Origin of the sequence: Streptomyces sp. NPDC053048, from assembly GCF_044547045.1 — a bacterium.
In the GTDB taxonomy this organism is placed as follows: domain Bacteria; phylum Actinomycetota; class Actinomycetes; order Streptomycetales; family Streptomycetaceae; genus Streptomyces.
Window position 1 is genome coordinate 224,139 of the sequence record NZ_JBITZS010000005.1, and the last position, 16,390, is coordinate 240,528.

Annotated in this window: 17 protein-coding genes; 10 read left to right on the plus strand and 7 right to left on the minus strand. The window is 71.4% G+C overall.

Going from position 1 to position 16,390, the window contains the following annotated elements:
• The first annotated feature begins 32 nt into the window (after positions 1 to 32).
• Positions 33 to 491: a cupin domain-containing protein gene (locus ACIG36_RS14965; RefSeq protein WP_399926846.1), complete on the plus strand. Its 459-nt coding sequence runs from the start codon at positions 33 to 35 to the stop codon at positions 489 to 491.
• A 333-nt stretch (positions 492 to 824) separates the two neighbouring features.
• On the opposite strand, the gene ACIG36_RS14970 is transcribed toward ACIG36_RS14965, so the two are convergent.
• Both ACIG36_RS14970 and ACIG36_RS14975 read right to left on the minus strand, forming a co-directional pair.
• A complete protein-coding gene (locus ACIG36_RS14970; RefSeq protein WP_399926848.1) occupies positions 825 to 1,532 on the minus strand; it encodes a class I SAM-dependent methyltransferase in 708 nt (235 codons plus the stop codon).
• A 207-nt stretch (positions 1,533 to 1,739) separates the two neighbouring features.
• Positions 1,740 to 2,210, minus strand: a complete 471-nt coding sequence (locus ACIG36_RS14975) for an NUDIX domain-containing protein (protein WP_399926850.1) — start codon at positions 2,208 to 2,210, stop codon at positions 1,740 to 1,742.
• A 561-nt stretch (positions 2,211 to 2,771) separates the two neighbouring features.
• On the opposite strand from ACIG36_RS14975, the gene ACIG36_RS14980 reads away from it, so the two are divergent.
• The 9 genes from ACIG36_RS14980 to ACIG36_RS15020 all read left to right on the plus strand — a co-directional run bounded on the left by ACIG36_RS14980 (position 2,772) and on the right by ACIG36_RS15020 (position 9,770).
• Entirely contained in the window at positions 2,772 to 2,996 is a 225-nt protein-coding gene (locus ACIG36_RS14980) for a chaplin family protein (RefSeq protein ID WP_399926852.1), read from the plus strand.
• A 43-nt stretch (positions 2,997 to 3,039) separates the two neighbouring features.
• The gene (locus tag ACIG36_RS14985) at positions 3,040 to 3,369 is read left to right on the plus strand and encodes a hypothetical protein (RefSeq protein ID WP_399926854.1); all 330 of its coding nucleotides are present in this window, start codon (positions 3,040 to 3,042) and stop codon (positions 3,367 to 3,369) included.
• Between the two features lie 91 nt (positions 3,370 to 3,460).
• The gene (locus tag ACIG36_RS14990; RefSeq protein WP_399926856.1) at positions 3,461 to 3,844 is read left to right on the plus strand and encodes a hypothetical protein; all 384 of its coding nucleotides are present in this window, start codon (positions 3,461 to 3,463) and stop codon (positions 3,842 to 3,844) included.
• A 332-nt stretch (positions 3,845 to 4,176) separates the two neighbouring features.
• The gene (locus ACIG36_RS14995) at positions 4,177 to 4,671 is read left to right on the plus strand and encodes a hypothetical protein (protein ID WP_399926858.1); all 495 of its coding nucleotides are present in this window, start codon (positions 4,177 to 4,179) and stop codon (positions 4,669 to 4,671) included.
• Between the two features lie 146 nt (positions 4,672 to 4,817).
• Positions 4,818 to 5,075, plus strand: a complete 258-nt coding sequence (locus ACIG36_RS15000; RefSeq protein ID WP_399926860.1) for a hypothetical protein — start codon at positions 4,818 to 4,820, stop codon at positions 5,073 to 5,075.
• A 95-nt stretch (positions 5,076 to 5,170) separates the two neighbouring features.
• Positions 5,171 to 6,022, plus strand: coding sequence for a class I SAM-dependent methyltransferase (locus ACIG36_RS15005; RefSeq protein ID WP_399926862.1), 852 nt, complete (start codon positions 5,171 to 5,173; stop codon positions 6,020 to 6,022).
• Between the two features lie 252 nt (positions 6,023 to 6,274).
• Complete coding sequence (locus tag ACIG36_RS15010; protein WP_399926864.1) at positions 6,275 to 7,486, plus strand: glycosyltransferase family 2 protein; 1,212 nt, start codon at positions 6,275 to 6,277, stop codon at positions 7,484 to 7,486.
• 5 nt (positions 7,487 to 7,491) lie between these two features.
• Complete coding sequence (locus ACIG36_RS15015; RefSeq protein WP_399926866.1) at positions 7,492 to 8,805, plus strand: radical SAM protein; 1,314 nt, start codon at positions 7,492 to 7,494, stop codon at positions 8,803 to 8,805.
• Positions 8,802 to 9,770: an SDR family NAD(P)-dependent oxidoreductase gene (locus tag ACIG36_RS15020; protein WP_399926868.1), complete on the plus strand. Its 969-nt coding sequence runs from the start codon at positions 8,802 to 8,804 to the stop codon at positions 9,768 to 9,770. Before ACIG36_RS15015 ends, ACIG36_RS15020 begins: the two co-directional genes overlap by 4 nt.
• 61 nt (positions 9,771 to 9,831) lie before the next feature.
• On the opposite strand, the gene ACIG36_RS15025 is transcribed toward ACIG36_RS15020, so the two are convergent.
• The 5 genes from ACIG36_RS15025 to ACIG36_RS15045 all read right to left on the minus strand — a co-directional run bounded on the left by ACIG36_RS15025 (position 9,832) and on the right by ACIG36_RS15045 (position 16,390).
• Positions 9,832 to 11,439, minus strand: a complete 1,608-nt coding sequence (locus ACIG36_RS15025) for a carbamoyltransferase C-terminal domain-containing protein (RefSeq protein WP_399926870.1) — start codon at positions 11,437 to 11,439, stop codon at positions 9,832 to 9,834.
• A complete protein-coding gene (locus ACIG36_RS15030; RefSeq protein ID WP_399926872.1) occupies positions 11,436 to 12,614 on the minus strand; it encodes a hypothetical protein in 1,179 nt (392 codons plus the stop codon). The genes ACIG36_RS15025 and ACIG36_RS15030 overlap by 4 nt, the downstream gene beginning before the upstream one ends.
• 56 nt (positions 12,615 to 12,670) lie before the next feature.
• The gene (locus ACIG36_RS15035) at positions 12,671 to 14,209 is read right to left on the minus strand and encodes a B12-binding domain-containing radical SAM protein (protein ID WP_399926874.1); all 1,539 of its coding nucleotides are present in this window, start codon (positions 14,207 to 14,209) and stop codon (positions 12,671 to 12,673) included.
• Complete coding sequence (locus tag ACIG36_RS15040) at positions 14,206 to 14,967, minus strand: geranylgeranylglyceryl/heptaprenylglyceryl phosphate synthase (protein WP_399926876.1); 762 nt, start codon at positions 14,965 to 14,967, stop codon at positions 14,206 to 14,208. The genes ACIG36_RS15035 and ACIG36_RS15040 overlap by 4 nt, the downstream gene beginning before the upstream one ends.
• A 160-nt stretch (positions 14,968 to 15,127) precedes the next feature.
• The gene (locus ACIG36_RS15045; RefSeq protein ID WP_399926878.1) at positions 15,128 to 16,390 is read right to left on the minus strand and encodes a Moenomycin biosynthesis protein MoeGT1; all 1,263 of its coding nucleotides are present in this window, start codon (positions 16,388 to 16,390) and stop codon (positions 15,128 to 15,130) included.

The following is a 16,390-nucleotide window of genomic DNA, read 5'->3' on the forward strand; positions in this document are numbered from 1 at the left end:
GGCAACCGCATCGAAGTGAAAGGAGTTGGCCCATGAGGCTCTCCCGTGGACGGCAGTCAACGATCGCCGCAGTGGCTCTCGTGGCGACGGCCGGGTTCTGCCTTCCCTCGGACGCCGCCAGTCCGGCGCCCAAGATCGAGGAGGTGGCACAGGGAACACAGACCGGTCCGATAAAGGTGGCGGTCTCCGGCCCCGTACAGGTCAATTTCCGCGAAATCACCATCCCGCCAGGCGGTTCCACGGGCAAGCACTGCCATCACGGCCCGTTGGTCGGCGTCGTCAAGGCCGGCACGCTCACCCACTACGCGCCCGTGTACCCCGGTGGGGTCCATGTGTACCGGACGGGTGACTCCATCACCGAAGGCAAGGGCTACGTCCACGAGGGGCGCAACGAGGGGTCCACTCCCCTGGTGCTGTGGGCCACGTACATGACCCCGCAGGGGAAACCACTGGCGGACACGGATCTCTCTCAGTGCGACCGACCGCGCTGAGACGACGAATGACGAATGACGTCCATACCGCAACGCCCAGGAACAGCGCGGCACCGAGCAGCAACGACACGGCGGGGATCACACGGTGGCGCCACGTGAAACCCTCGCCGTGTCCGGCCTGCCCGGCAGATGGACGACGTCCGACGGCGGGCGGGTCACCGCGGCTGCCGCGCGGTGCGACACCCGGTATGGCCGCTCCTCACAGGCCCGGACCCACAGGGGGCCAGATTCGCCCGCTGGCCCAGGCCCCGCCACGTCAGCGCTGGGCTCCGGGGCGTCGGCCCCGGTGGCACTCACCGGGACAAGCAGCGTCAATCGACGGACCGGAAACGCTCATTCCCCCTCCGCTGACGACGAGCGACGAGCGACGATCAGGGTGCACGCGACCGGATTGCTGGGCTCGGGCGCCCGCAGCACGGAGATGTGCTCCAGGAGGAAGCCCCCTTCGACCAGAAGGTCCTCCCACAGCAAGGGGCTGAGCACCCACATCCGCACCACCAGCTCGCCCCCGCCGGCCAGGGGAAGGACCTCGTCCCGTGGGGCGACCGTGACCTCCGGCCCGGCCCCGTCCTTGTTCGTGTGCAGCACGGAGAAGACAAGGCTCCCGCCTTCCCTCACACGGGGAGCCAAGGCTGCCAGCAACTGGTGCGGATCGATGTATCCGAGGCCGTGCACCGAGTACGCGACGTCGTAGACCGGTGCTGTCTCCCGCTGAAGGAACTCCACAGCATCGGCCTGCACAAAGTGCACGCCGGGGACATCGCCGTACCGGGTCGTAGCGCGCAGGTACTGGGTGGGCGAGACTTCGACCGCGTCCACGATCGCTTTGTGGCTGCGGGCGAGGTGAGCGGGGTAGCGGCCCGTGCCGGGACCGATGTCGAGCATGCGCTTCCCGGCCAGGTCGCCCAGGACCTCGGCCCCGGGCCCTGTGCTCCAGAATCCCCAGTCGAGCCGCTCGGGCTCCGACAGGCAGGTGCCACGCTCGATGTGGTGCTTTCCGTACGTGGTCCACGCCTGCTCGTTCAGTGCTGCATCATCCATCGCAGACTTCCCTTTCCCAACACGGGAGTTCACGGTCGCAGAGCGAGAAGCAACCGCATGTTGGCTCCTCCGTCCGGTCGGCGGCCAGGGGCGACGTCCACCTGTTCCGGCCTCCCGAAGGCGACGCGTGGGAGCGGCATCTTCCTGAAAGGGGTACTGCCGCCCGACCGGTCTCCGTGGTCGGAACTGCCTTGCCGCGTTTGAGCTTCACGCCACGCCTCCTGTCGTGGTGGTCCAGCCGTGCGTGGACAGCAACGCCCCGGAGCAGAACCGGTCCAGGACGGCGGCGGTGTAGGGCACGCAGTCGGAGGGCGGCTGCGCCGGGTTCGCCCACACCAGGGCCGAGCACTTGCCCGGCTCCTGGTTGCGCGGCTCGCCGGACCACTGCTGGGACGTGAAGACGACGCCCAGCCGCGCCTCGCCTTCCGGGGAGCGGTGGTGGATGAGGTGGCAGAACTCCAGGTCGGCAGGGTCGATGCCGACCCCGACCTCCTCCCTTACCTCCCGGCGAGCACCGTCGATGAGCGTCTCGCCGTTCTCGAGGTGTCCGCCCGGCGGAGCGAGGAGGCCGCTTGCGTACACGTTCCCGGCCCGACGCAGCAGCAGGACCCGGCCGTCGGTTCGGTGCAGCAGGACCATGACGTCGACCACGCTTCGGTAGCGGTCGGGTTGAATCACGCCCGCCTCCCCGCGCGGTCGGCGACAGCGGACTTCGGCGGCCGGTGTTCGAACAGCAAGGGCACCCTCGGGTCGGTCGTGCGGCAGGTGCGGCGGTGATGCACATCGCCTCCTTGTTGACGCGGAGATCGGACGGTTGCTCGGAAAAACGACCCCCGAACGGGCCTCGTCACGGGCCCCCGAGGGCGTTTTGTCGCGCGTAAGTTCGGATCCGTGTCAATGGGCCTGTGATCGTGGGGCAGGCGGCACGGCGGGGCTTGTGCGATTCACCCGGCCGTGGCCGCTCACCCGCTCCAGCGATTGCGTTGCTGCCGGAAACGGCAGACCGCCACCCGCGGCCCACTCCTTCGGGGTGGCGGGCGCGGCTCCTTTGCAGCAGACCGGGTGACGGCCTTGCGGGGACACTCACCCGGCGGCTCTGATCACCTTCGGCCTCCGCGGCTGCCGGCAGGCATGCACAGTTCCGTGCGCTGAGTGCGGGCCACTGCGCGCCGGTGACGCGTGACCCCCGGAAGGGTACGGTCCGGCATAGCTGAAAACGGGACGTCCTGGGGAGGGGCCGTGAGGATCATCAAGGCAGCGATCACCGGTTGTGCGGCGGTCGTGCTGGTACTGGTCGGCACGTCGGCGGCCAGTGCCGACGTGGGCGTCACCACCGGCGAAGACTCCATCCTCGGGGGAAACCAGGTGATCGCGCCCATCAGCGCGCCGATCGACGTCTGCGGCAACGCGGTTGCGGTCCTCGGGAACGCACCCTCCGGCTGCGCAATCAGCGTGTCCGGCTGACTGACCGAGCTGCTGCGGGGCCGATGCCCTACTGGACCTTGCCGTGTCCCGGCAGGCCGACTTCGTACGCGGTGCGGTGATGGACCCGCTGACCGGCCAGCTGTCGCACAAGGGCCGCGACTCCCTGGTACTGCCGGCCAACGCACCGGACTTCCTCCAAAGCCTGGCCGACCGCCTGTCCCAAGTCACCGACGTCCTCGGACTGACGGCTCCGCTGTCCCAGGCCACGACCGTCCTGTCCGCGCATGGCACCGGCGGTCACTTCGGCATCCACACGGACGCCGTCAAAGTGGTCGACGTCGCCACGGCCGTCACCGCGGTCGACTACCTGCATCACCGCCCTCTGCCGCAACCCAGCACCACCACACGCTGACCGGTCGAATACGCCGGAGAACGGGCAGGTAGGGAGGGTGGGCCGTCGGAACTGCCAGTGACAAGGGGTCGGGGTGGTCGTTGTTGCAGGTATGACCACCTTCCGAAAGATCATCACAGGAATCGCCACGCTCGCTGCGGCGTTCGGCGGCGTCTTCACCGTCGGCCCGTCCGCTGAAGCCGCGGGCAAGTGGTGCAACCACTCCGTCTGCATCGAGACGTACGACCACGGGACGTACCTCGGCAGGGTGGAGGTGTCGGTGACCAACACCAACCAGCCGCACCAGATCACAGCGCGGGTGTGGACCACCAGCGGCTGGAGCGCCCGTACCAAGGCCGAGAGCGTCGCCGCGTTCCGGACGTACCGCGACCAGGCCTACCCTCAGCGACACTTCCCGGCGGGTACCCGGCTGTGTGCGGAAGGCTTTCGCGGCGGCGCCAGCGTCGGGCTGCCGTGCGTGACGCTCACCGGTTGATGAATGCTGCGCTGCACAGGCGCAGTCCGCGTAGCGCGAGCGCGGAGCGGACGCTCCGCGCGAGCGCGGGGAGCGCAGGGGCACTGTTCACACATATGGGCGTACGGCGGCATCCCCGCCCCGGGTCCAGGAAATGCACGCGTTCAGGCCGTGCCCCCGGAGGCTGAATGACGGCCTCAGGGATGACTTGCGGCTGCCTGCGCAGTGCCGTGCCCGAAAGGACCCGCCATCCATGTCCGCACCCCGGCGATCAGCCCGCGACGCACTCGTCATCGGTGTGGTGGCCGCGCGCACCGGCCGGGTGGCTCGGTTGGGCGACCCGCTGGTGCCCGGTGCGCCTGGCGATCCGGGACAGCCGCTCCGAGGCGGCGGGCGCGCGGATCGCGGTCAAGGAACTGGTCCAGGATGAACGCGCCGACATCATCGTGACGCTGGCCGGCACCCAGGTCCTGCCCGCCGTGAGCGACGCCTGCGAGGAACTCGGCGTCCCATGCCTCAGCAGCACCTTCCCGTGGCAGGTCTACTACTTCGGCCGCGGGGCGACCGTACGCCGTCCCTTCACATGGAGCTACCACTTCTGCTGGGGACTGGACGACATCGCCTCGGTGTTCACCGACATGTGGGAAGTCGTCGGCCCGGGACAGAAGATCGGCTGCCTGTGGAACACCGGCCCCCAGGGCACCTGGTCGCGCACGGCGAGCACGGGTTGCCGCCGACGGCCACCCGCAGGGTCCACCGCATCGTCGACCCGGGCGGTTATGACGAGAACACGCCCGACTTCGGCGAACACATCACCGCGTTCCTCGACGCAGGCGTGTCCATCGTGACCAGCGCCGCAACCGTAGCCGACCTGGCACTCTTCCGACGGCAGGCCGCGGAACACGGGCTGCTGCCCGCCTTGATCACGTGCTCACGCCGGCTGGCCTACCCAGCCCCCGCCCCTCCGTCCACTGCCGACGGGGAGGCAGAAGAGGTGGCCGTACATGCCCTGGCCACCGCCGACGACCCCTTCGACCGCCACGCGGTCGCCGCCTCACTGGGCCGGACACGCCTGGACACCATGGCCGGCCGTCTCGACTGGACAGCGGGCCCCGTCCCCGACATCGCGAAGGTCCGCTTGGCCGGAGGCCAGTGGCACCGTGGGACACGCCATCCCTGGGAACTCGCCATCGTCACCAATACGGGATGGCCGGACCTTCCCGTCACCGTCCCTCTGCGGCTCGCCCACTGACACCCACGCCGCAGCCCCTGGACGACAACCACTGGGCCAACTTAGCTTCGCTTACGTCAAGTTGGGCTCACATTGCGGATCTCCGGGAGGCGGCCGTGCCCAGCACCTTGCCCTTTGCCCACTATCTGCTCGGTGTCGAGGGGCTGGCGCTGCTGCGGTCCTGGCCCGTCGGTGACGCCGCCGCCTCGGCCGCGCGGATCGCGGAGGTCGCCGAGCTGTGCAGGCAGTGGTCCGAGCGGTCGGCGAGCGGAGACGTCGTAGTGGAGGAGCGAGGTGTGCCCGACGGCTATCGGACGTGGTCGGCTTCGTACGACGACTCCCCCAACGCCGTCATGGTGCTGGCCGACCGCGCCCTCGAGCGCGCGCTCTCGGACATTCCCGCGGGACGGGCGCTCGACGTGGCGTGCGGAACCGGGCGCCAGACCGAGCGGCTCCTGGCGCTGGGGCACCGGCCCGTGGGCGTCGACGCGTCACCGACGATGCTGGACCGGGCCCGGCGGAAACTGCCCGGCGGCGCGTTCGTGGTCGCGGACATGTGCGCGCTGCCCTTCACGAGCGGCGGTTTCGATGTGGTGACGTGCTGCCTGGGCCTGGCGCACCAGGCCGGTCTGCGGCAGGCGGTCGGGGAGTTGGCGCGCATGCTGCGACCAGGTGGGCACGCGATCGTCTGCGATGTCCATCCCACGCTCGTCCTGCTCGGCGGCCATGCCACCGTGCCGCTCGGCGCAGGACGCCTGGGGGTTGTACGGAACCACCACCACCCCCACTCGGCCTACCTCAAAGCGTTCGCCGAGCACCGGCTGCGCGTGGTGGACAGCGACGAACCGGTCTTCAGCGACGACTGCCGGGTGAGCATGTCGGCCGCGGCGCAACTGCCGGAGGCCGCCCGCGCCGCGTTCACCGGGCTGCCGGCCGTCCTGCTGTGGAAGCTTCGCCGGGACCGCTGAAATCGCCGCACGCGTGTCTTCCGCGGCATGGAGCGCTGGAGTAGAGTCCGGCGGAGCATGCTGGTCATGTACAGGTAACGCCGTGGTACCGGACTCCGGACTCCTTCCTCGCACCGGGGAGCAGAGCATGGCAGGCGCCACCACCCAGCCCCCACGATTACCGGGTACGGCCCGCGTCGCACCGGCTCACGTCGCACCGGCCCCCGGACGCACCCGCCCGGTAGCGGCCGCCACGGACCGGGCCCGGGGCCGGTGACAGCCGGCGGCAAGCCCTTACGGCGCCGCGCGCAGCGGCTGGTGGCCCGTGGGTTCGCTCCCCCGCCCGAGCCGGAAGCCCCCGTCACGGTCCTGTTGCGCGACCCTGCCGACGGCACGTGGTCGCGGCTGTCCGAGCGTGAACTGGCCGCCGCCCTGCCCCGGGTGTCCCCGCACGGTCTGGCCGCGCTCTGCCCCAGCTACGTCGGACGCTGCGGCCTGGCCGAGCACCTGGAGGTCGCAGGGCACGTCCTCGACCAGCTGGCGGGATTGCGCCGTGCGCACCCCCGGCTGCCGCTCGTCCTGTTCTTCGGGATGCAGTGGCAGGCCGGGGAGGAGGAAGAGGCCACGCGCCGGCTCGCCCGGATCGGGGAGGCGGCCCGGGAGAGGGTGCCCGGCCTGGTGTACGTGGGCCTGTCCCTGCCCGGCCCGGGGAAGGTGCGCACGACGAACGCGGCGATCAGGGCGGCCGCACCGCTGCGCCCCGCGGGATGGCTCTGGCTCGACGACGACGTCCGCATGGAGCCCGGGTGCGTCGCCCGGCTGGTGGACCGGTTCGAGGAACGCGGGCGGACCGGTGCGGTGGGGGCGGCGAAGGTGGCGCTGGCCACCCGGGGCCGCGCCTCGCGCGTGCTGCGCCGCATCGGCCTCACCACCGCGCCGCGCAGGAACTACCCGAGCGCCTGCTGCATGCTCGTGGCCGCCGGCGTCGTGGCCGGCGGCATTCCCACCAGGCTCGGCGCGGACGACGCGTACGTACTCTTCGAACTCCTCGACCCGGCCGCCGCGGACCCCTTCCACGCCCTGGAAGTGCTGCCGGAGGCGCGGTGCCTGTTCGTCCACGGGGCGAGCTGGGGCATGGCTGTGCGCCGGCTGCGTTCGACCCTCTTCAGTCATCTCATGCACATGGCGGACTATCCCTGGCCCACAGCGCGGGTGTACTTCGAGGAGACCCTCTTCCACGGGCTGTGGCCGCTCGCCCCGTGGGACGGCCGCCGGGGGCCGGTCGGCGGCACCCTGCGATGGGCGGTGAAGGCGATCCATTTCTCCTGGTTCGCCGCCGCCGGATCGGCGTTGCTGGTCCGCGGGCTGCTGGGTCGCCCGCTCCTGCGGGCCCCGTGGGCGGACACGTCCGACCACCTCGTTCCCCCACGGCCGCCGACACCGAGCACGTCGTTCCCCATGGCAGTGACCGAGCTCGAAGGGTGAGGAACATGGCGCAACAGCCGACGAGTCTGAGCGGATCGTTCCGCACCGACCTGGCCGGGAGATTCAACGAACTCGATGTACTGCGCCGGCAATGGGCCCTGTTCGCCGCGAACACCGAGGGCAAGGTGCTGCCCCCGTACGAGGTGCTCATCCACCCCTCCAGCGGCTGCAACCTGCGATGCCAGTGGTGCATCGGTGACCACGTTCCGGTCGAGGTCTGGGACGACGACCGCGAACGGCTGGTGATGCTGGACGCCTCGAAGGAGGCCCCGGACCGGCTGCCGGACGTGCTGGCCGACCCCAAGGCGATGATGAAGCTCGCCGAGGACCTCGTCGGCTACCGCACGACCGCCGGCTACCGGTCCGGCGGTACCCGGCACACGGCGGAGTTCGCGGTGCGCAATGTCTCCTTCTCCGGACTGATCGGCGAGCCGCTGGTCGCCCGCGCGGCGCTGATACCGGCGATCCGCCATCTGACGGACCACGGCGTCCGCGTGGGGATGTTCACCAACGGGGTGCTGATGGACGACCGGGCCATCGACGTCCTGGTGCACACCGCCTATCTCCACCTCAGCCTGGACGCGGGCAGGGCCGAGACCTACGGGGCGCTGAAGTTCAAGGGACACCACTCCGGGGCGGTGAAGTTCGAGCGGGCGGTGGAGAACCTGCGCAAACTGGTGGCCCGCCGTCGCGAGCTGGACACGGACCTGGAGATCAGCGTCTCGTTCATCCTCTACCCCGAGAACTACCACGAGGTGCGCGAGGCCGCCGAACTGGTACGGGAGATCGGAGCCGACCGGCTGCGGCTGAAGCGGGACATCTCCGGTGACCGACTGCTCGACGCGGCGCAGCGTGAGCACGCCAACCGGCTCATCGCGAGCATCCGCGAGGACCTGGTCGACGACGCGTTCGAGCTCGTCGAGGTGCACCGGCTCGACGAGCTCGGCGAGTCGACCAGGCGGTTCTCCCACTGTTCGATCACCGACATGATGGCCGCCATCGGCTCGGACGGGCATCTCTACCCGTGCAACTACCACCCCCGGCCGAACGGCGCCTCGTACGGGAGCGCGGTCGACTCCTCCTTCCGCGAGGTCTGGGAGGGAGAGCGGCGGATGGCGCTGCGCGCCCAGCTGCCGTCCATCTGCCCCAAGGTGTGCGACCCGTTCAAGAACCGGGCCAACGCCATGCTGCAGATCGCCCACGGCATCGTGCGCGAGCACGGACTGGACCACCTCGAGCGCGACGTGGCGGAGCTGGTCGCCTCCGGGGCCTACGATCCGCGGCACGGCCGTCGCCCCGAGGGCGGCAGCGAACGGTGACGGACGGCGGGGCCCCGCCCCGGGCACGCGTGCTGGTGACGGGGGCCGACGGCTACCTCGGCACGTCCGTCGTCCGGCGGCTGTGCGAGGCGGGGTGCGAGGTGCTGGGTCTGACCCGGCGTCCGGCGGGTGCGGCCCGCCGGGCGGACGGCGCACGGCCGGTGCGCGGCGACGTGCGGGACGCGCGGGGACTGGCGGCGATGGTGCGCGAGGAGCGGATCGACGCGATCTGCCATCTCGCGGCGCTCACCCGCACAGCCGACTCCCGCCGTGATCCGCTGGGGTACTTCGCCACCAACGTCCAGGGCACGGTGAACGTGCTGGGCGCGCTCACCGGGCGGGGCCGGGCCGGCCCCGCCCGTCTGGTCTTCGTCTCCACCTGCGCCGTGTACCGGCCGGGCAGCGGCACACCGGCGCGCGAGGACGACCCGCTCGGCCCGGACACGCCGTACGCGGCGTCGAAGCGCGCGGCCGAGGAGGTGATCGGGTTCCAGGCCGCGACGGGCTCACTGGGTGCCGTCACCCTGCGATGTGTCAACATCGCGGGTGCCGACGGGCGGCCCGATCCGGACCCGGCCCGGCTGGTGCCGCGGACGCTGCTGGCGGCCACCGGGCGCGTTCCCGCCCTGACGGTGGCCGGGGACGGCTCCGCGGTCCGCGAGTTCGTGCACGTCGACGACGTGGCGCGGGCCTGTGTGGCCGCGCTGGAGGGCTGCTGTGCCGGCGAGCACGCGGTGTTCAACGTGGGCAGCGGCACCGGCGTCTCCGTGCGCGAGGTGGTGGCGGCAGCCGAGGAACTGACGGGCCGCCGCGTGCCGGTCGTCCACCGGGAGGGCGGCGGCGGGCCGGCGGTCCTGCGGGCCGACAGCCGGCGCATCCGCGACCGGCTCGGCTGGCGGCCTCGGCGGTCGGCCATCGGGCAGATCCTCGCCGACACGCTGGCGGCCGGGCTGCCCGAGCCCTGAAGCGCCGTCACGCCGGGGGGCTGCGGCCGGGCGGCCTGCGGCACACCCGGCCGAGCGGCGTTCATCTCGGCGGCCGCGCCCGGCCTCCGTTGTAGGCCATGAGATCCCCGAGGACGAACAGGTCGACATCACGCTCGCGGAAGTCCAGCAACGCGTCGTGGGCCCGGTGGGCGATGGCCCGGCCCCGGGCGTTGAGCGAGGTGTTGATCAGGGCCGGTGTGCCGGTCGCCCGCTCGAACTCCGCCAGCAGGTGGTGCAGGCGGGGGTTCTGGTCGTGGCTGACGGTCTGCAGTCTCGAGGTGCCGTCCACGTGCCGGGCCTCGGGTATCAGTCCCTCGGGGACGTCGTAGTTGAAGAGCATGTACGGGGAAGGGGGCTCGCCGGGGAACCGCTGCCGGAAGTCCTCGGTGCGCATCACCGCGCCGAGCGGCCGGAACCATTCGCGTTCCTTGAGGCGCTCGCTGAGCCTTTCGCGCATCCCGGCGACGTCCGGACTGCCCAGCAGGGACCGGTTGCCGAGCGCCCGGGGCCCGCTCTCCGAGGGCCCGCCGACCATGGCCACGACCCCGCCGCCGGCCAGTACGCGGACGGCGGCGTCCGGCTCGTAGGGCAGTGGGTCGAGCGCGGCGGCCATGATGGTGCCGCGGATCTCCTCCTCGGTCTCGGCCTGGCCGTTGAGGTAGACCCCGAACGGCTCGACGGGCCGGTCGTACAGGAACCGCTGCGCGTAGACGCCGGCGCCGAGCGGGTGCCCCGCGTCGCCGCAGGCCGGGGGGATGGCGATGTCCCTGTTGAAACGTTTCCTCAGATGGGCGTTGGCCACCACGTTCAGGGCGCACCCGCCGCCGAGCGCCAGCGGAACGTCGTCGCGGCCGGCGGCGTCGATGTGCTTGGCCAGCCCCGCGTACACGCTCTCGGTGAACATCTGCTGGAGCGAGGCGATACAGTCCGCCCGCTGCTGGAAGTCGGCACCGAACTCCGGCCTCGTCATCAGTTCGGCGCCGACGCGCTCGGCCAGGGCACGGTCGGTGAGGATGCGGTCGTCGATGCCCTCCAGGATCTCCCGGATCGCGGCGGACGGCTGTCCGTAGCCTCCGAGGGCCATCACCTTGCCGGCCACGCTCGGGCCCTTGCCGAAGCCGTAGAGATAGCCGAAGGCGCTCCATCCGAAGCCGGTGCCGTACCAGGGCAGCGGTTCGGTCTCGATCCATTCGAGTCGTCCCTCCGCGTAACGGAAGAGCGAGCTGTGCGAGATCTGCCCGCGTCCCTCGTTGGTCAGTACCAGGCAGCCCTCGGGGTGGCCGGCGTACTGCAGCGCCAGCGCGGCGTGCGACACCTCGTGGGTGACGATCACGCAGTCGACCGTCCTGCCCAGCAGGTCGCAGGTCGTGCGGTAGTGCGGCGCTCCGCTGTTGACGGCGGCCATCGCCCGGTCCAGGTCCGGTATCCGCAGGACGGAGTCGCGCACCGGCGAGCTGACCGCGACGAGGTCGATGCCGTCCGCGTCGACATCGGGCCGGGACAGGATGTACCGCAGGGCCAGCGCGATCCGGTGGTCGTGCTTCCAACGGGTCAGCCGCTCGGTCTCCATCGAGTGGACCAGGCGTCCGTCCTCGAAGTAGGCGACTCCGCTGTCGTGCCCCAGTGAGTGGAGGGACAACACCTTCATGGACCGGGTTTCCTCTCGTCGCAGGGGTGGAGTTCCCGCGCGGTGTCAGTGCCGGGGCCGGGAGCGGCTGCGCTCCGGTAGCCGCTCCAGGCGACCTCGCGCAGCGGGCGGCCGCACAGCCCGCGCAGGTACAACTCCGTGCCGATGGCGGCGAACCACGGAAAGTACAACCACTTGACGGCTGCCTTCCGGCACGCGTGGCGGACACCCCGGGAACGGTCCCAGGGAGCCAGCGGCCACATGCCGAGGAAGAGGACCTCGCGGAAGTAGTAACGCGCGGTCGGATAGGGCCAGTCCGCGAGGTAGATGTGGTGATTGAGCAGGAGCCTGCGGATCCTGCGCCGGGTGGGACCGGCCGGCCCGGCGACCTGGTAGTGCACGCGGGCGCCGGGGACCAGGCGCAGCTGGTGGAGCGGGTCGGGGGCCGCGGGGTCGAGCAGCCGACCGCACACATAGCCGTCGTCGGACACGTACCGGTCCGGGATGCCGCCTGCCACGACGGTGGTGGCGAGGAGGATGCAGCAGCCGTGCGGGTAGTTGGTCGCGGGCGCGGCGACGGCCTTGGCCCGGTGGAGCAGCCTGGAGGTGAGGTGGCTGCTCGCGTGCGGGATCTTCGTCGCTCCCACGGCCCCACGGCATCCGCCCTCGCGGAAGGCGGAGACCAGCCGGGCCAGGCAGTCGTCCTCCATGCGCACGTCGTCGTCGATCCAGCCGATGCCCTCGAGCGCCAGCCGCTCGGCGACCGAGATGGCCGCGTTGAGCGTGCGCACCTTGAGCGGTCCCCGGAGCAGCAGGCCGATGACGTCCCCGTCGGCGGCCAGTTCCAGCAGGGCGCGCAGGCGCTGCCGTGCCTCGTCGCGTTGCTGCGGCGCCTGCCACTGCATCCCGATCATCAGTACCAGGCGCAGGTCCGGGTGGGCGCGGCGTGCCTGGCCGACCTTCTCCAGCAGGTCCCGGAACGTCTCCCGCTGCTCCTGTGGCGTGGCGCGGGTGACCTGGGTGGGCACCACCAGGCCGATTCCCCCGCCCCGGGAGCCGGGCGGGGGGAGGACTCCGGCGGGCAGGTACTCCACCAGGGTGGCCCAGGTACCGGTCGGCCGGTAGCCGCGGGCGATGCGGCGGCGGATGTGGGCCAGCAGTACCGGCTCCACTGCGGTGGTGGTGCCCTCGGCCATGGCGGCGGCGTCCGTTCGTCGCGTCCGGTTCGGCGGGATCGGCGGCATCGGCGGTGTCAGAAGTCGCGGACGGTGTTGGAGTCGGAACGCGCCAGGCTCAGCAGTCCCGAGGTGGTGTTGCGCCACTGCCCGGTGGCGGCCATGTGGGCGAGCAGGGGCCGGACCATCCGTGGGCGCAGGAAGAACGAGCGATAGGCCTCCCGGGCGCGTGCCTCGGCGTCCTTGACCAGGTAGCCGATGCGCCGCTGGAAGTGTCCGCGGACGAAGGAGTCCCAGTAGTCGCCGGGTATGGCCCCGTCCGCGACGCACTCCTCGTGCAGCGGGGTGCCCGGCAGCGGTGTGGCCGTGTAGAAGCTGGCGTAGTCCAGCGGCAGCCGGCAGGCGAGGTCGACGGTGCGCCGGTACTGCTCGCGGCTCTCGCGCAGCCATCCCACGATGAAGTAGCCGAAACCCTTGATCCCGGCGCGGTGAGCCGTGGTGACCGCGTTCTCGATCTTCTCGAGGTCGCTCTCCTTGCGCATGCGGCGCAGGATGTCCGGGTCGCCGTGCTCGATGCCGAAGCGCAGGCGCACGCAGCCCGCTCCGGACATCGCCTGCAGCAGCTTCTCGGGCACGAGGTCGACCCGGGTCGGGGCTTCCCAGCGCACGTTGACGCCCTTGTCGCGGAGCAGCTCGCAGATCTCGAAGACCCTTCCCCGGTGCAGGGTGAAGACGTCGTCGTAGAACATGATCTCCTTCACCCCCCACCGGTCCTTGAGGTGGGCCATCTCCCCGACCACGTCCTCGGGGGTGCGGTACATCGACCGCCTGTCCACGGCCTGCTTGAAGCAGAAGCTGCATTTGAAGGGGCAGCCCCGGCTGGAGATCATCGTCGCGAAGGGGCGTGGGGCCATGATGGAGAAGAACCGGTCCATCGGGAGCCCTTCGCGCTCCGGCCAGCCCACGTCCTCGAGGTTCACCATCGGCGCCGCGCCACCGTCGTAGGTCCGGGAGACCAGCCCGGGGATGCCCTGCGGCTCGTCGCCGTGCTCGAGGGCCTCGGCCAGCGACGGCATGATCGTGACGCCTTCGCCGACGCCGACGTAGTCGACGCAGTCGTGGTACAGGTTCTCCCGGTCGTACACCTCGGTGTGCGGGCCACCGAGGATCACCCGGGCGCCGGTGGACTTCGCGGCCCGGCATGCCTCGATGGCGCCCGGCAGGCCGGGGGTGGTGGTTGTCACGCCGACGAGATCCGGGCGGTAGTCGGCCAGCAGCCGGCGCAGTCCCTCGCCGTCGAGCCCCATCGCGGGGGTGTCGATCTGGACGACGTTGCCGAACCCGGCCTTCTTCAGGGCCGTATGGATGTAGCCGAGCCCCAGGTGCGGGAGCACTCCCGCGCGCCGCTGGACGGCGTTGATCTGCCGGGTGTTCAGGCACAGGTCGTGATGGCGGACGAGCGCGATGCGCAGCTTGCGCGAGCGCGGCGGCCGGGTGCGCAGCGGAAGGCTCCGCGGGGCGGGCGGCCCGGCGGTGTTCACGATCGGCAGCGCGGTGCGCGGCCGTATCCCGCCCTGGCCCGGGGGCCCTTCCTGCGGCCGTGCTGTGCCGGTCATCCCGTTCCCCCTCCTGCCGCGTCGGTACGGCATGCCGCGGCGGAAGAGGCTCCTTCTGCCGGGCGGCGCCGACCGCACAGGCGCTCCAACTCGGCGCGCCAGTCCGGTTTCTCCAGGGCCCCGGCGAACACGACGTAGTCGGCGCCCGCGCGGATGTAGGCGTCGATGGCCTGCCGGGTCCTGATGCCACCGCCGATGAAGATGAGCTGGTCCGGCCGCAGCCGCTGCCGGAAGTACCGGCAGACCTCGGGCGAGACGTCCTCGTAGCGCGAGTACAGGTACACCACGTCGAAGCCCAGCAGCCGGATCACCCGGATGAGGAAGTCCAGGGCCTGCGGGGAGCGTTCGACGGGGACGGTCGCCATGGCGTCGAACGACACGTCGTCGCCGCCGAAGGTGAGCGCCGCCTCGAGCAGCATCTCCGGCAGGGGGCGCGTGCGCGCCGTCCCGTGGCCCGCGCGGGCGGCCGTTTCCAGGACGCTCTTCCAGACGAAGTAGTCGTCGCGTGATCCGAGCAGGGCCGGGCAGAGCATCGCGTCGGCGCCGTCGGCCACCGGCAGCCCTGTGCCGGGCCGGGCCGGGAAGTGGGTGACGACCGGTATCCGGACCGCTGCCTTGACGCGGGCCACGTAGCCGGGCATCCGGGCGTCGAAGTCCTGGTAGTCGGTGCTGGCCAGGATGAGGAACGGAAGTCCCAGGCGTTCGACGGCGACGGCCTTGTGCACGGCCTCCTCCACCGGCACCTTGAACGGGTCCACGACGTGGACCGGGCTGCGTCTGCGTGCCCGGAGCAGTCCGAGTACCCCTCGGCCGGTACTGGTCATCGACACCCCCCGATGTCCGGTGGCGGGACGCACCTGGCTCGTCACGTCCACGGTTGCGGTCCCGGGCCGCTGCCCGTCCCGGGCGGCGGCCGTCTCATGACCGCTCCAGGACGTCCCGTACCGCCCGTGCGATCCGCGCTGCGGTGGCGGACTGGTCGAGGGCCCTGCCGGCGTAGGCGGTGGCCCGAGCCTTGCACGCGGCGATGGCGGACGGATCCTCCAGCCACGCCGCGAGTCCCGCGACGAGGTCGTCCACCGAGCGGTGGCACTGGCCCAGCCCCTCGTCGCGGATCAGGTGCGGCACCCAGGACTCCATGGGCAGCCCGGATTCCAGCATCAGCACGGGGATGCCGAACCAGGCGGCCTCCAAGGTGGTCGCCGGTCCTGCCTTGGACACCAGGAACGCGTGCGGGGACCGTGCGGCACGGGCGATGTACTCGAAGTACTCGGGCTGGGTCAGCCGTTGGTGGAAACGCCACCGCCGCGCGTTGCCACCCCGGGCGAGGGCGGCTGCCCTGCGGGTGGTCTCCACGTCGCCGTAGCCCACGAAGACGAGGTCGATGTCGGCGTCCCGCTCGGCCAGGCGCGCGACGATCCTCAGGTAGTCCTCCCCGCCCCGGTTGGAGAAGACGATCAGCCGGGGACGCTCGGGCGCGGCCGGATCGCCCCATTCCACGGCCGGTTCCGCGGCCGGCTCGTCGGCGGCGGGACGGGCGGGGGCACGGTGCGGCGGGACGGGCTCGGTAAGGAAGCCCTTCAGGTCGTGCCGTGCCACGAGCGGGCCCACGGTGCGAACCCGCCGCGGGTCGGCGCCCTCGTCTGCGATCAGACGGGTCCGGGCCCAGTCGAAGCCGACCAGGGTCAGGTCCGGGTGGCGCGTGCGGTGCAGGGGCAGTTCCAGCAGTCCGGGGTTGGTCACCTGGTGTACGACCGGCGGGACGCGCCCACCGGCGAGCCGCACGGCGGCCACGCACAGCCGGCTGATGAACCCCTTGGTCCCCACCACCAGGTCGGGCGCGTGCTTGCGGAAGTGGCCGGCCATGCCCTCGAGCCGGCGCTCCCGCTCGGTGCCCGCCAGGGGCGCGACCTCGACGTCACGCGGCCAGTCCTTCGCCAGCTCGTCCATCAACGCCAGGTACCGTTCGGTGCGGGTAGCGGGAGTCGGGCTGGTGAGGGTGATGTCCCGGATCCGGGCACCGATGTCACCGACCCAGGGCAGCATCGACTCGGCCTCCCACAACGAGACCTCGGCGTCGAGATGTTCCTCCAGCACGCGCGCGAAGCGGGTGGCGGCCAGGTAGTTGCCGAACTCCCCCCAGGTGCGGGGCGAGATCACATGGATGCGCGGGACGGACAT

Coding starts and splice junctions, on each gene's coding strand:
- ACIG36_RS14965 (WP_399926846.1), top strand. CDS start 33: ATGAGGCTCTCCCGTGGACGGCAGTCAACGATCGCCGCAGTGGCTCTC.
- ACIG36_RS14970 (WP_399926848.1), bottom strand. CDS start 1,532: ATGGATGATGCAGCACTGAACGAGCAGGCGTGGACCACGTACGGAAAG.
- ACIG36_RS14990 (WP_399926856.1), top strand. CDS start 3,461: ATGACCACCTTCCGAAAGATCATCACAGGAATCGCCACGCTCGCTGCG.
- ACIG36_RS15015 (WP_399926866.1), top strand. CDS start 7,492: ATGGCGCAACAGCCGACGAGTCTGAGCGGATCGTTCCGCACCGACCTG.
- ACIG36_RS15025 (WP_399926870.1), bottom strand. CDS start 11,439: ATGAAGGTGTTGTCCCTCCACTCACTGGGGCACGACAGCGGAGTCGCC.
- ACIG36_RS15030 (WP_399926872.1), bottom strand. CDS start 12,614: ATGGCCGAGGGCACCACCACCGCAGTGGAGCCGGTACTGCTGGCCCAC.
- ACIG36_RS15035 (WP_399926874.1), bottom strand. CDS start 14,209: ATGACCGGCACAGCACGGCCGCAGGAAGGGCCCCCGGGCCAGGGCGGG.
- ACIG36_RS15045 (WP_399926878.1), bottom strand. CDS start 16,390: ATGTCCGTCCCGCGCATCCATGTGATCTCGCCCCGCACCTGGGGGGAG.